Source organism: Halomonas sp. JS92-SW72 (genome assembly GCF_003547075.1).
GTDB lineage: Bacteria > Pseudomonadota > Gammaproteobacteria > Pseudomonadales > Halomonadaceae > Halomonas > Halomonas alkalicola.
Map to the genome: position 1 here is coordinate 1,896,320 of NZ_CP032147.1, position 13,807 is coordinate 1,910,126.

Below are 13,807 nucleotides of genomic sequence, written 5' to 3' on the forward strand. Positions count from 1 at the left end.
CCGTCGGGACACCCCGGAGGCGGGCTGAGCAAGCCCACCAAAACTTAATCGTTTAAGTCGACCGCCTCAACGTCGCCCGGCAAGAACGCGACCAATGTCTAATGCCCGCTACCTGACAGTCGAGCGCGCCGGCGAGAGTGGCGCAATTATTAGCTTGCAAGGTAAGTCGCCGCTCACTCCCTCGTTGCCGGCCACGCCACCGCTCCTTCGACAAAAGTCTAGGTTGATGGGGCCCGGTCCATGCTCTTAACTGTGCCGACGTACTTAATCGTTTAAGACCATCGCCAACCGACAATAACAACCGACGAGGACTCCCATGCTCAAGACACCTCTCATCACCGCTCTCGCCCTGGGCACCGCGACGCTTGCCACCACCGGCCAGGCCCAGGCGGCGGATCTGACCATCTCCTGCGGCGCGGTCGGCGCCGAGCTGACCCTCTGCGAGGAGGGCGTGCGCGCCTGGGAGGAGGCGACGGGCCACCGCGTCGACATCGTCTCCACGCCCAACTCCTCCACCGAGCGGCTGTCGCTCTACCAGCAGATCCTATCCGCCAACTCCCGGGATATCGACGTCTTCCAGATCGACGTGATCTGGCCCGGCCTGCTCGCCAACCACCTGCTCGACCTGCGCGAGGCGCTGGGCGATGAGGCCGGCGAGGGGCACTTCGAGGCCATCGTCGAGAACAACACCGTGGAGGGACGCCTGGTGGCGATGCCCTGGTTCACCGACGCCGGGGTGCTCTACTACCGGGCGGACCTGCTGGAGCAGCACGGCCACGAGCCTCCCGAGACCTGGGAGCAGCTCACCGAGATCGCCGGTGAGATCCAGGCCGCCGAGCGCGAGGCGGGCAACTCGCGCATGCACGGCTTCGTCTTCCAGGGCCGCGCCTACGAGGGGCTGACCGTCAACGCCCTGGAGTGGGTGGCCAGCCACGGCGGCGGCAGCGTGGTGGAGCCGGACGGCGAGATCAGCATCAACAACGCGCAGGCCGCGGCGGCCCTCGACCTGGCCGCCAGCTGGGTCGGCGAGATCGCCCCGAGCGGCGTCCTCAACTACACCGAGGAGGAGGCGCGCGGCGTCTTCCAGGGGGGTAACGCGGTGTTCATGCGCAACTGGCCCTACGCCTGGGCGCTCTCCCAGAGCGACGGCAGCGAGGTGCGCGGCAAGGTGGGGGTGACCCAGCTGCCGGCGGGCGGTGATGGCAGCAGCGCGGCGGGCCTCGGCGGCTGGAACCTGGCGGTCTCCCGCTACAGCGAGAACCCCGAGCTCGCCGCGGACCTGGTGGCCTTCCTCACCGGCCATGAGGAGCAGAAGCGGCGCGCCATCGCCGGTGCCTACAACCCCACCCTGGCGGCCCTCTACGAGGACGAGGAGGTGCTCGAGGCGGTGCCCTTCTTCGGTGAGCTCTACGATACCTTCGTCAACGCCGTGGCGCGCCCCTCGGCGGTCACCGGCGACGCCTACGGCCGCGTCAGCAACGCCTTCTTCAGCGCCGCCCATGACGTGCTCTCCGGCAGCCGGAGCGGCGAGCAGGCCGTGGCCGACCTGGAGCGCGAGCTGTCCCGCGTCAAGCGCCGCAACTGGTAACCCGGGAGCCCCGACATGAGCACCACCCTAGACGACTGCGCGCCCGCCGTGGCGCGCCCCCCGGCCAAGGCCTACCGCAGCACCAAGGTGCGCCGCCAGCGGGTCAAGGCCGCCTGGCTGTTCCTCGCGCCGATGCTGGTCGCCCTGGCCCTGGTGGCCGGCTGGCCGCTCGCGCGCACCTTCTATTTCAGCTTCACCGATGCCTCGCTCTCCGATCTCAGCGACGTCCTCTTCGTCGGCCTGGAGAACTACCTGGTCCTCGACGATGGCCAGTGGTACGGGGTGCTCGCCGACCCGATCTGGTGGCGTGCGGTGTGGAACACCTTCTTCTTTGCCGTCGTCTCGGTCTCGCTGGAGGTGGTGTTCGGGGTGATCGTGGCGCTGATCCTCAACGCCCAGTTCAAGGGGCGCACCTTTGTGCGCGCGGCGGTGCTGATCCCCTGGGCGATTCCCACCATCGTCTCGGCGCAGATGTGGGCCTGGATGCTCAACGACCAGTTCGGGATCATCAACGAGCTGCTGATGGCGCTGCGCATCATCGCCGACCCCATCGCCTGGACGGCGGACGCCCGCTACTCCATGTGGGCGGTGATCATGGTGGACGTCTGGAAGACCACCCCCTTCGTCGCCCTGCTGGCGCTGGCCGCCATGCAGATGCTGCCCAAGGACTGCTATGAGGCCGCCGAGGTGGACGGCATCCACCCGGTCCGGGTGTTCTTCAGGGTGACCCTGCCGTTGATCACCCCGGCGCTGATGGTGGCGGTGATCTTCCGCCTGCTCGACGCCCTGCGGGTGTTCGACGTCATCTACGTGCTGACCTCCAACTCCACCAGCACCATGTCGATGTCCATCTACGCCCGCCAGCAGCTCGTCGAGTTCCAGGACGTGGGCTACGGCAGCGCCGCCTCCACCCTGCTGTTCCTGATCATCGCGCTGGCCACCATCGGCTACCTCTACCTGGGCCGCAACCGTCTCAACCTGGGAGGTGACGCATGACCTCGCGCCAGTTCAACAAGCTCGCCACCCGTATCGGCTTCTGGCTGCTGGTGGCCTTCGTGGTGGTCATCGCGGTGTTCCCCTTCTATTACGCCGTGATCACCTCCTTCAAGCCCTCGAGCGACCTCTTCCGGGTCGAGCTGTGGCCCAGCACCTGGAGCCTGGCCAACTATGTCCAGGTGTTCACCCAGCGAAGCTTCCTGCAGGCGATCTTCAACTCCCTCCTGGTCGCCACCAGCGTGGTCTTCATCGCCCTGCTGCTCGGCCTTACCGCCTCCTACGCCCTGGGCCGGGTGCGCTTTCGCGGCCGCTCCACGGTGCTGCTGGTGATCCTCGGCGTCTCGATGTTCCCCCAGGTGGCGGTGCTCTCGGGGCTCTTCGAGGTGATCCGGGCGCTCAATCTCTACAACAACCCGGGCGGGCTGATCCTGAGCTACACCATCTTCACCCTGCCCTTCACCGTCTGGGTGCTGACCACCTTCATGCGCCAGCTGCCCATGGAGCTCGAGGAGGCCGCCATCATGGACGGCGCCACCCCCTGGGTGACCATCACCAAGGTGTTCCTGCCGCTGATGTGGCCGGCCATGGCGACCACCGGGTTGCTGGCCTTCATCGCCGCATGGAACGAGTTCCTCTTCGCCCTGACCTTCACCCTCACCGACAGCCAGCGCACCGTGCCGGTGGCCATCGCCCTGCTCTCCGGCGGCAGCGCCTTTGAACTGCCCTGGGGCCCGATCATGGCCGCCTCGGTGGTGGTCACCGTGCCCCTGGTGATCCTGGTGATCATCTTCCAGCGCCGCATCGTCTCCGGCCTGACCGCCGGCGCGGTCAAGGGCTGACCCCTTCACTCATTCACGACCTGGGATTCCTGCATGCAAGACACGACGACCTGGTGGCGCGGCGGCGTCATCTACCAGATCTACCCGCGCAGCTTCATGGACGCCAACGGCGACGGCATCGGCGACCTCAAGGGCATCACCGAGAAGCTCGACTACGTGGCGAGCCTGGGCGTCGACGGCATCTGGCTGTCGCCCTTCTTCACCTCGCCGATGCTCGACTTCGGCTACGACGTCAGCGACTACCGCGACGTGGACCCGATGTTCGGCACCCTGGAGGACTTCAAGACGCTGCTGGCCAGGGCGCACGCGCTGGGCCTCAAGGTGATGATCGACCAGGTGATCAGCCACACCTCGGATCAGCACCCCTGGTTCCAGGAGAGCCGCGCCGATCGCACCAACGCCAAGGCGGACTGGTACGTCTGGGCCGATCCCAGGCCCGACGGCACCCCGCCCAACAACTGGCTGTCGATCTTCGGCGGCGCGGCCTGGACCTTCGACTCGCGTCGGCGCCAGTACTACCTCCACAACTTCCTGACCAGCCAGCCGGACCTCAACTTCCACCACCCGGAGGTGCGGGCCGCGCAGCTCGACAACATGCGCTTCTGGCTGGAGCTCGGCGTCGACGGCTTCCGCCTGGACACCGTCAACTTCTACTTCCACGATGCAAAGCTGCGCGACAACCCGCCGGTGCCCGCCGGCGAGGCCAAGACCCTGGGCGCCCCGGACGCCAACCCCTACACCTGGCAGCGCCACGTCTATGACCTGAGCCGCCCGGAGAACCTGGAGTTCCTGCGCGAGCTGCGCGCGCTGATGGACGAGTTCCCCGGCACCACCACGGTGGGCGAGATCGGCGACGACAATCCGCTTGCGCGCATGGCCGAGTACACCGCCGGCGGCGACAAGCTGCACATGGCCTACACCTTCGACCTGCTCAACGCCCCGCACTCGGCGGCCTATCTGCGCGAGGTGCTGGAGCGCTTCCAGCGCCTGGCCGGCGACGCCTGGCCCTGCTGGGCCACCTCGAACCACGACGTGGTGAGAAGCGCCACCCGCTGGGGCGCGGAGGAGGACCCCGTCGCCTACCCCAAGGTGGCGCTGGCGATGCTCTTCTCGCTGCGCGGCAGCGTCTGCCTCTATCAGGGCGAGGAGCTGGGCCTGATGGAAGCGGACGTCCCCTTCGAGCGCATCCAGGACCCCTACGGCAAGGTGCTGTGGCCGGAGTTCAAGGGGCGCGATGGCTGTCGTACCCCCATGCCCTGGGAACAGGCCGAGAACGGCGGCTTTACCGCCGAGGGTGTCGAACCCTGGCTGCCGGTGGAGGCGCGCCAGCTGCCGCTGGCCGTGGCCGCCCAGCAGGACGACCCGGCCTCGGTGCTCAGCGCCACCCGCCGCCTGCTGGCCTTCCGCGCCGCGCATCCGGCCCTGGTCGATGGCGACCTCGAGCTCGTCGAGGTCGGCGACGAGCTGCTCGGCTTCGTGCGCGCGACGGGCGAGGAGCGGCTCCTCTGCCTCTTCAACCTCACCGGCCAGGCCCGCGAGGCCCGCCTGCCGCTGCCGGTGGCCGAGGCACTCGAGGGGCACGGCTTCTTCCACCAGCGCGACGGCGAGACCCTGCACCTGCCGCCCTACCAGGCCGCCTGGTTCAGGCTCTGAGCCACACCGATGTCATCACGGCATCGATAACCAACCGCACGCATAACAACAGGCCGGCCCGCGGCGCGCCCCTTCATCACCGGGCCACCAGCGGGCCGGCAAGGAGACACCCCATGGCAAGCGTCACCCTCGACAAGGTCAACAAGGTCTTCGGCAGCACCCATATCATCAAGGACGTCGACCTCGAGATCGGTGCCGGCGAGTTCGTCGTCTTCGTCGGCCCCTCGGGCTGCGGCAAGTCGACCCTGCTGCGGCTGATTGCCGGGCTCGAGTCGATCAGCGACGGCGAGCTCTCCATCGGCGAGACCGTGGTCAACCAGCTGCCGCCCCGGGAGCGCGGCGTGGGCATGGTCTTCCAGTCCTACGCCCTCTACCCGCACATGACGGTCTACGAAAACATGGCCTTCGGCCTCAAGCTGGCCAAGACCGCCAAGGAGACCATCCACGAGCGGGTGATGGCCACCGCCCGCATCCTGCAGCTCGAGGAGCTGCTCGAACGCAAGCCCAAGGCGCTCTCCGGCGGCCAGCGCCAGCGGGTGGCCATGGGCCGCGCCATGGCCCGGGAGCCGCGCATCCTGCTCTTCGACGAGCCGCTCTCCAACCTCGACGCCTCGCTGCGCGTGCAGATGCGCAACGAGATCGCCCGCCTGCACCAGCGCCTCGAATCCACCATGATCTACGTCACCCACGACCAGGTGGAGGCCATGACCCTGGCCGACAAGATCGTGGTGCTCAATGCCGGCCGCGTGGAGCAGGTGGGCAGCCCCCATGAGCTCTATCAGCGCCCGGCGACCCGGTTCGTGGCCGGCTTCATCGGCTCGCCCACCATGAACTTCCTGCCGGCCGCCCTGGTGAGCGGCGACTCGCGCGGCTGCCGGGTGCGCACCGCCGGCCTCAATGAGCTGGCCCTGCCCCAGGACACCCGCCAGCATGCCGCCGGCGAAGCGCTGACCCTGGGCGTGCGCCCCGAGCACCTGCGCCTGGGCGAGGCCAAGGGCGACAACGCCTTCGAGATCGTCAACGTGGAGTACCTGGGCAACGAGGTCTACGTCTACCTGGCGCCCAAGGCCGGCGAGGCCCTGCTGATCCACCGCAGCGAGGCCCCGAGCCAGTGGCGGGTAGGCCAGCGAGTGGCGCTGGTCCCGGACCCCGATCACGTCCACCTGTTCGACGGCCAGGACCGGGCACTCGGCGTCGCCCCGGCCCGGGCGGTGGCCTGAGGCTCACGGCACGGCCCCGCTGTGGGAGTCGTGCCGCTCGCGCGGTGGCCAAATGGCGCGTGGACCACTAGGATAGCGAGCTGACTGAATCGATCCAGATGGCGAAGGAATCGCGCTTGTGTCTACCCCCCGTCGTATCACGCTGAAGGATCTGGCAAGGGAGCTCGGTGTCTCCACGGCCACCGTCTCCAACGCCTTCAACCGGCCGGACCAGCTCTCGCCCACCCTGCGCGAGCGCATCCTCGGCGAGGCGCGCCGCCTGGGCTACCGAGGGCCGGACGCCATGGCGCGCAGCCTGCGCACCGGGCGCTCGCGGATCATTGCGGTGATCCTCGCCGAGAGCCTCACCTACAGCCTGAATGATGCCGTGGCCAGCGAGTTCCTCTCGGGGGTGGCCGAGGTGCTCGACACCCAGGGCCACACCCTGCTGCTGCTCTCCTCGCGCCAGACCCAGGCCCAGTTCCCGGGCTCGGCCAGCATGGCCGACGGCTTCATCGTCTACGGCCTGATGCCGTCGCCCAAGCTGCTGGAGAGCCTGCCGAGCCAGGCGGCCCTGGTGGCGGTGGACTTTGATATCGAGGGGCGCCCGGCGATCCACGTGGACAACGAGGCGGCCTGCCAGGCCATCGCTCGGCACGCCCTGGCGAGGCCTCCCCGGCGCCCGGCGATCGTCAACCTGCGCCTGACCGCCGAGCCCTGCAACGGCCCGGTCACCGCGTCGCACCGGCTGCTCGGCGCCGAGCAGACCATCACCCGCTCCCGCCTCGCCGGCTTCTACCGCGCCCTGGCGGAGCGCGGCATCGACCCCGCCGAGGTGCCGATGTGGAACATCGAGGAGAACACCTTCGAGGTGTGTGCCCCGGTGCTCGCGCCGATCCTCGACCTGCCAGGCGACGAGCGTCCCGACCTGCTCCTGTGCATGTCCGACCGCATCGCGCTGACCGCCCTGACCCTGGCCGAGCAGCGCGGCCTGCGAGTCCCCGAGGACCTGCGCATCACCGGCTTCGACGGCATCGCCGAGGGGCAGTACCGGGCACCGCGTCTCACCACGGTGCGCCAGGACAGCACCGAGAAGGGGCGCATGGCGGCCCGCATGATCCTCGGCCTGACCCCGCCCGCCTCGAGCCTGCTGACCACCGAGCTGATGGTCGGCGACAGCTGCCCCTGACGGCAGGACGCCCCGGGCTCCCGCGATTCACTCGGGCGCACCGGGGCATCCAGGGACTATCGGCCTCGGCGGTCAGCGCAGCAGCAGCACCGGCACCGTGGCCTTGCGCAGCATCCCCGTGGTGGTACTGCCCACCAGCAGCTGGCGGATGCGCGAGTGGCCGTAGGCGCCCATCACCAGCAGGTCGATGCCCTTCTCCTCCTTGTAGGCGCGCAGGGTCGCCTCCACCTCGCCGGCGCGGATGGCGCCCTCGGCCTCAACGCCGGCGTCGCGCAGCGTCCTGAGTGCCCAGTCGAGCTGGGCGCGGTTGTCGCCGGTCTCGGCGCCGATGATCACCACGTGCACCGGGATCCCCGCGAACAGCGGGCTCTTCGCCAGCATCTCCACCCCCTTGCGGGTGGTCTGGCTGCCGTCGAAGGCGAGCATCGCCGTGGCGGGGGCCTTGAAGGTGTCCGGCACCATCAGGATCGGCCGATGCAGGGTGCGCACCACCCGCTCCAGGTTGGAGCCCAGGTGGCCACTGTCCTGGTGGGCGGTCTCGCCGCGCTTGCCCACCACCAGCAGGCGGATCTCCTCCTGCAGCTCCTCGAGGGTCTCCACCAGGGTGCCATTGCGCTGGCGGGTGGCGGGGTCGCTCAGGCCGGCCTCGATGGCCCGCTCCCTGGCGGCCTTGAGCATCAGCCGGCCCTGCTCCTGGGCCACCTTGGCGCGCTGCTCGTCGAGGTGAGCGAGCTCCTCCAGCAGATGCTCCCGGGCGCCCAGGCCGATATGGCCGGAGAGATCCGCCTCGGCGATCTGGGGGTGGTTGTCCACCACGTGCAGGAAAGTCAGCGGCGCGCCCAGGGCCTGGCTGGCCCAGGCGGCGTAGTCGCACACCCCTTCCGAGAACTTCGAGCCGTCGATGGCGGCCATCACCTGATCTGTCATGGTCATCGTGCTCCTCAGTGGCCGCCCATCAGCTTGTCGACGGCGGCAGGATCATTGTGCACAGCATAGCGATCCACGATGGTGGCCGTCGCCTCGTTGAGGCCCACCAGCTCGACCTCGGTGCCCTCGCGGCGGAACTTGATCACCACCCGGTCCAGGGCCTGCACGGCGGTGATGTCCCAGAAGTGAGCCCGGGAGAGGTCGATGGTGACCTTCTCCACGCTCTCCTTGAAGTCGAAGGCGTTGCCGAAACGCTCGGAGGAGGCGAAGAACACCTGGCCCACCACCCGGTAGCGGCGACGGCTGCCCTCGTCGGCGTCCTCGGAGCCGATGTAGAGGATGTTGCCCACCTTGTTGGCGAAGTTCATGGCGGCGATCAGCACCCCGACGAAGACCCCGATGGCCAGATTGTGGGTCGCCACGGTGACCGCCACGGTGGCCAGCATGACGACGTTGGTGCTCATGGGGTGCTGCCTGAGGTCGCGGATCGAGGCCCAGCTGAAGGTGCCGATGGAGACCATGATCATCACGGCGACCAGCGCCGCCATGGGAATCTGCGAGACCCAGTCGGAGAGGAAGACCACCAGGATGAGCAGCACCACGCCGGCGATCAGGGTGGAGAGGCGCCCACGGCCGCCGGATTTCACGTTGATCACCGACTGGCCGATCATGGCGCAGCCCGCCATGCCGCCGAGCAGACCAGAGCCGATGTTGGCGATACCCTGGCCCTTGCACTCGCGGTTCTTGTCGCTCGGGGTGTCGGTGAGGTCGTCGACGATGGTGGCGGTCATCATCGACTCCAGCAGGCCCACCACGGTGAGCATCAGCGCATAGGGCAGGATGATCCACAGGGTCTCGAGGTTGAGCGGCACGTCCGGCCACAGGAAGACCGGCAGGGTATCGGGCAGCTCGCCCATGTCGCCCACGGTGCGGATCTCCATGCCGGAGAGCAGGTAGACGGCAGTCAGCACCACGATGCAGACCAGCGGCGAGGGGATCGACTTGCCGATCCTGGGCAGGAAGGGGAAGCCGTAGATGATGCCGAGGCCCGCCGCGGTCATGGCATACACATGCCAGGTGACTCCGGTCAGCTCCGGCAGCTGGGCCATGAAGATCAGGATCGCCAGGGCGTTGACGAAGCCCGTCACCACCGAGCGCGAGACGAAGCGCATCAGCTCGGCCAGCCTGAGATACCCCGCGATGATCTGCAGCACCCCGGTGAGCAGGGTGGCGGCGAGCAGGTACTCGAGGCCGTGGTCGCGTACCAGGGTGACCATCAGCAGCGCCATGGCGCCGGTGGCCGCGGAGATCATGCCCGGACGGCCGCCGGTGAAGGCGATGATCACCGCGATGCAGAAGGAGGCGTAGAGGCCGACCTTGGGGTCCACCCCGGCGATGATCGAGAAGGCGATCGCCTCGGGTATCAGGGCGAGGGCCACCACGATACCGGCGAGGGTGTCGCCCTTCACGTTGGAGAACCAGGTCTGTCTTATCGATTCGAACATGCTCTGTTCCAGTCAGGGGTGGGGGTCATGCCGGGACGCGCTGGCGCCACGGGACAGCGCAGGGCCATGGGCCGCATCCTTCGGAATGCAGCGCGTTTCGCGGCGTTGGGCGTTATCGCTATGGAGCGTTGTTGTCAGGGGTGGGCGCAGGCGCGCCCGGGGCCGCCACAGGGTGGCGCCAAGGGATGACGCTTCGATGACGAGGCGTCGGGGAAGGAGGTGTGCGCTAGGGCGGAGTCGCCAGCCCTGCCAGGGGAGTCATCACGGGGTGCGGTCCCTTGTCTGATCTGCCGCGGGGCAGCGGCACTCGAGAGAGCCGCGCATTCTAGCAGCTCTCTTGCTGCACCGCACCCCGGGCGCGGAGCCGCCGCTCAAGATGGAGCTCCACCAGCCCCTTGGCCAGCAGGCTGCCCAGCACCAGGGCGCCGCCGGCGAAGGCCAGGGGTGTGGGCCGCTCGGCCAGCAGCCACCACACCCATAGGGTGCCCACCACCACCTCCAGCAGCATCAGCAGGCCCACCTCGGCGGCGGGCAGGTAGAGGGGGCCGCGCTGGATCAGGGTGAAGCCCAGCGGCAGCAGCACCAGGCAGAGCACCACCAGCCAGAGCAGGCTCTGCCCCGAGGGCAGCGCCAGCCCGGGGCCCATGAGGCCGTAGAGCCCGGCGCTTACCGCCACGATCAGCCCCGAGAGGGTCAGCATGGGGCTCATGTCGACCCCGGGGCGGGTGCGGCAGAGGGTGAAGTTGGCGGCGAGCGCCGTGGCGGCCAGCAGGGCGAAGCCGTTGCCGAGCCAGGAGCCCACCCCGGCGTCATCCAGGGCGATCAGCGAGATGCCCACCAGGCAGGCAGCGATGGCCAGCCAGGTGCGCCTGGGCAGGCGCTCCTGCAGGAAGAAGCGTGAGAGCAGCGCGGCGATCAGCGGGGCGCCGGCCAGGATCATCAGCACGTTGCCGCCCCGGGTGTACTGGTTGCCCAGCACGAAGCCGAAGGTGGAGAGGCTGAAGAGCAGCGCCACGCCGAGGCCGGTCCCGCCGCAGCGCCGGTAGGCGGCAAGCGCGCCGCGCCCGTGGCGGGCCAGCACGATGGCGATGAAGCCAAGCGCGGTGAACAGCCCGCGCCAGGCCAGGATCTCGGCGTCGGGCAGGCCGATCATCTTGATCAGCAGGGCATCGGGGGAAATGATCAAGGCGCCGCCGCCGGTCATCAGGAGACCCTGCTGGCGGCGCGAGAGGGAAGCGGGGCTCAAGGCAACCTCGGTGTCGCGATGGGCCTCTCAGGATGCCACGGCCGGGCGGCCGTGGCACGGGCAGGTCAGGCAGCGCCGTCGCCGTCCGGCGCCTTGCCACCGGTGCGGGCCTGGGCAGCAGGCGAGGCCTTCATGTGTTTGAAGGCCTCCATGATGTCCATGGGCAGCGGGAAGACGATGGTCGAGGCGTTCTTGTTGCTCATGTCGCTCATGGTCTGCAGGTAGCGCAGCTGCAGGGCCGCCGAGTTCTCGGCCATGACGTTGGCGGCCTCGACCAGCTTGCGCGAGGCCTGCAGCTCACCCTCGGCGTGGATCACCTTGGCGCGGCGCTCGCGCTCCGCCTCGGCCTGGCGGGCGATGGCGCGGATCATGCTCTCGTCGAGATCGACGTGCTTGATCTCCACGTTGGAGACCTTGATGCCCCACCCCTCGGCGGAGGCATCGATGATCTCCTGGATGTCGTCGTTGAGCTTGTCGCGCTCGGAGAGCATCTCGTCCAGGTCATGCTTGCCGAGCACCGAACGCAGGGTGGTCTGGGCCAGCTGGCTGGTGGCCATGGTGAAGTTCTCCACCTGGATGATCGCCTTCTCCGGGTCGACCACCCGGAAGTAGATCACCGCGTTGACCTTCACCGTGACGTTGTCCTGGGAGATCACGTCCTGCTCCGGCACGTCCATGGTGATCACCCGCAGGTCGACCACCTCCATCTTCTGGATGCCGGGAATGACGATGATCAACCCCGGCCCCTTTACCCCCTGGAAGCGCCCCAGGAAGAACACCACGCCGCGCTTGTACTCCGGCAGGATGCGGATCGAGGCCGCGATCAGCATGAACAGCAGCACGACCGGTACGAGATAGGGAATCAACATGGTGCTTCTCCTTGCTCAGGGTGAAACCGTGGACGCGCCGGGCGCGTCGCCTCAGTGGCGTTCCTCCAGGGGCTCGACCTCGACGGTCAGGCCATCGATGCGGGAGACCCTGACCCGCTGGCCCTTGACCAGTGGCCGTTCGCTGCGGGCATTCCAGCGCTCGCCCATCAGGCGCACATGGCCGCTGCCCTCGAAGTCCTCGAGGACCCGGGCCTCGCTGCCGACCAGCTCCTCCTGCCCGCCCTTGGCCGGGCGCCGGCGCAGGCTGACGAAGCGGGTCAGCACCCACAGCATCAGGACCGCTGCCAGCAGGGCGATGCCGCCGATCATCGGCAGCGAGATACTCAGGTTGTCTGCATCCATCAGAATCACCGATCCGATCACGAAAGCGACGATGCCGCCCATTCCCAATATGCCGAAGCTGGGCATCAGCGCCTCGCCCACGATCAGCGCCAGGCCGACCAGGATCAGCGCCAGGCCGGCGTAGTTGACCGGCAGCACCTGGAAGGCGAAGAGCGCCAGCAGCAGGCAGATGATACCGATGGTGCCCGGCACCAGGCTGCCGGGGTTGGAGAGCTCGAAGATCAGCCCGTAGAAGCCGATGATCATCAGGAAGTAGGCGACGTTGGGGTTGGTGATCACCGAGAGCAGCTGGGTGCGCCAGTCGGGGTCGAAGCGCTCGATGACGAGCTCCGCGGTCGCAAGGGTCAGTTCGCCACGCTCCATCACCACCGCGCGACCGTCGATCTGCGCGAGCAGATCCTCGATGTCGCTGGCCACCACGTCGATGACGTTCTTCTCCAGCGCCTCCCGGGAGGTGAGGTTGACCGCCTCGCGCACTGCCTCCTCGGCCCAGTCGGCGTTGCGACCGTGGCGCTCGGCCAGGCCGCGAATGTAGTAGACGGCGTCCTCGAGCACCTTGCGCTCCATGGCGGTCTCGCCGCGGCGCGGGCCATCGGCGGCGCGGCTGCGCTCCTCGGCCTCCTCATCGGTGGCCGCCGCATCGGGCACGGCATCACCCTCGCCGACCTCGTCGCTGTCACCGGAAGCGGCCTCTGCCTCGCCGTTGGCCTCTGCCTGCTGCTCGGGCTCCTCGGCACGCGCCCCGCCGCGGGTGCCACTGCGCTCGTCGTCATCGTCATCGTCGCCGCCGATCCCCGGAAATCCGCCGCCCATCTGCACCGGCGTGGCCGAGCCCAGGTGGGTGGAGGGGGCCATGGCCGCCACGTGGCTGCCGTAGAGCAGGTAAGTGCCAGCGCTGGCCGCCCGGGCGCCGCTCGGCGACACATAGATGGCCACCGGCACCGGCGAGGTGAGCATGGCGCGGATCATGTCGCGCATGGCGGCGTCGAGGCCGCCGGGGGTGTCCATCTGTACCACCACGATCTCGGCATTGCCCTCGGCGGCCCGGCGCAGGCCGCGCTGGAAGTAGTCGCTGGTGGCGGGACCGATGGCCCCTTCCACGGTCATCACCAGCGCCGTGCGCTCGCTCTGCTGGGCCTGGACCACCGACTGGAAGAGGGCCAGGGAGGCACCCAGCGCCAGGCAGAGGAGGCTGAACAGGAGGAAGCGGCGCCCAGCCAGGGCAACATGAACTCGGCTCATGGTGATCTTCCCTGCGCGATCCGTATAGTGAGTGTGAGTGTGGATGCCATCCGTAGTTCAGCAAATTAGTTCAGCAAAGTCGCACGGAAAAGGGCATCGGCATTCGACGCCTCATCCTGACTCCATCAGCGTAGATGCTGTTGGGCCCGACGGTAAGGATGGCCGGCCTTGTCCGACGTAACGAGACGCTA

General features: G+C 68.4%; 11 protein-coding genes. 6 read left to right on the top strand and 5 right to left on the bottom strand.

All coding sequences use genetic code 11. From position 1 onward, the window contains the following. Nucleotides 1-316 precede the first annotated feature (316 nt). The 6 genes from D1793_RS08855 to D1793_RS08880 all read left to right on the top strand — a co-directional run bounded on the left by D1793_RS08855 (nt 317) and on the right by D1793_RS08880 (nt 7,464). Nucleotides 317-1,588, top strand: a complete 1,272-nt coding sequence (locus D1793_RS08855; protein WP_119021843.1) for an ABC transporter substrate-binding protein — start codon at nt 317-319, stop codon at nt 1,586-1,588. A gap of 15 nt (nt 1,589-1,603) precedes the next feature. Continuing rightward, a complete protein-coding gene (locus D1793_RS08860) occupies nt 1,604-2,584 on the top strand; it encodes a sugar ABC transporter permease (RefSeq protein WP_119021844.1) in 981 nt (326 codons plus the stop codon). Then, nucleotides 2,581-3,423 carry a carbohydrate ABC transporter permease gene (locus tag D1793_RS08865; RefSeq protein ID WP_119021845.1) on the top strand — a complete coding sequence of 281 codons (843 nt, stop codon included), beginning with the start codon at nt 2,581-2,583 and terminating at the stop codon, nt 3,421-3,423. The genes D1793_RS08860 and D1793_RS08865 overlap by 4 nt, the downstream gene beginning before the upstream one ends. A gap of 33 nt (nt 3,424-3,456) precedes the next feature. After that, nucleotides 3,457-5,076: an alpha-glucosidase family protein gene (locus tag D1793_RS08870; RefSeq protein WP_119021846.1), complete on the top strand. Its 1,620-nt coding sequence runs from the start codon at nt 3,457-3,459 to the stop codon at nt 5,074-5,076. 113 nt (nt 5,077-5,189) lie between these two features. Further along, complete coding sequence (gene ugpC / locus D1793_RS08875; RefSeq protein ID WP_119021847.1) at nt 5,190-6,296, top strand: sn-glycerol-3-phosphate ABC transporter ATP-binding protein UgpC; 1,107 nt, start codon at nt 5,190-5,192, stop codon at nt 6,294-6,296. A gap of 118 nt (nt 6,297-6,414) precedes the next feature. Next, nucleotides 6,415-7,464: a substrate-binding domain-containing protein gene (locus tag D1793_RS08880; protein WP_205527646.1), complete on the top strand. Its 1,050-nt coding sequence runs from the start codon at nt 6,415-6,417 to the stop codon at nt 7,462-7,464. Between the two features lie 72 nt (nt 7,465-7,536). On the opposite strand, the gene D1793_RS08885 is transcribed toward D1793_RS08880, so the two are convergent. The 5 genes from D1793_RS08885 to D1793_RS08905 form a co-directional block, all read right to left on the bottom strand. Further along, nucleotides 7,537-8,391 carry a universal stress protein gene (locus tag D1793_RS08885; RefSeq protein ID WP_119023634.1) on the bottom strand — a complete coding sequence of 285 codons (855 nt, stop codon included), beginning with the start codon at nt 8,389-8,391 and terminating at the stop codon, nt 7,537-7,539. 14 nt (nt 8,392-8,405) lie between these two features. Continuing rightward, nucleotides 8,406-9,896: a SulP family inorganic anion transporter gene (locus D1793_RS08890; protein WP_119021848.1), complete on the bottom strand. Its 1,491-nt coding sequence runs from the start codon at nt 9,894-9,896 to the stop codon at nt 8,406-8,408. Nucleotides 9,897-10,221: 325 nt separating this feature from the next. Then, the gene (locus tag D1793_RS08895) at nt 10,222-11,142 is read right to left on the bottom strand and encodes a DMT family transporter (protein WP_205527647.1); all 921 of its coding nucleotides are present in this window, start codon (nt 11,140-11,142) and stop codon (nt 10,222-10,224) included. Between the two features lie 65 nt (nt 11,143-11,207). Further along, the gene (locus D1793_RS08900; RefSeq protein WP_119021850.1) at nt 11,208-12,011 is read right to left on the bottom strand and encodes a slipin family protein; all 804 of its coding nucleotides are present in this window, start codon (nt 12,009-12,011) and stop codon (nt 11,208-11,210) included. A 51-nt stretch (nt 12,012-12,062) separates the two neighbouring features. Further along, nucleotides 12,063-13,616, bottom strand: coding sequence for a nodulation protein NfeD (locus D1793_RS08905; RefSeq protein ID WP_119021851.1), 1,554 nt, complete (start codon nt 13,614-13,616; stop codon nt 12,063-12,065). Nucleotides 13,617-13,807: the final 191 nt, after the last annotated feature.

Coding starts and splice junctions, on each gene's coding strand:
- D1793_RS08900 (WP_119021850.1), bottom strand. CDS start 12,011: ATGTTGATTCCCTATCTCGTACCGGTCGTGCTGCTGTTCATGCTGATC.
- ugpC (WP_119021847.1), top strand. CDS start 5,190: ATGGCAAGCGTCACCCTCGACAAGGTCAACAAGGTCTTCGGCAGCACC.
- D1793_RS08870 (WP_119021846.1), top strand. CDS start 3,457: ATGCAAGACACGACGACCTGGTGGCGCGGCGGCGTCATCTACCAGATC.
- D1793_RS08905 (WP_119021851.1), bottom strand. CDS start 13,616: ATGAGCCGAGTTCATGTTGCCCTGGCTGGGCGCCGCTTCCTCCTGTTC.
- D1793_RS08865 (WP_119021845.1), top strand. CDS start 2,581: ATGACCTCGCGCCAGTTCAACAAGCTCGCCACCCGTATCGGCTTCTGG.
- D1793_RS08855 (WP_119021843.1), top strand. CDS start 317: ATGCTCAAGACACCTCTCATCACCGCTCTCGCCCTGGGCACCGCGACG.
- D1793_RS08860 (WP_119021844.1), top strand. CDS start 1,604: ATGAGCACCACCCTAGACGACTGCGCGCCCGCCGTGGCGCGCCCCCCG.
- D1793_RS08885 (WP_119023634.1), bottom strand. CDS start 8,391: ATGACAGATCAGGTGATGGCCGCCATCGACGGCTCGAAGTTCTCGGAA.
- D1793_RS08890 (WP_119021848.1), bottom strand. CDS start 9,896: ATGTTCGAATCGATAAGACAGACCTGGTTCTCCAACGTGAAGGGCGAC.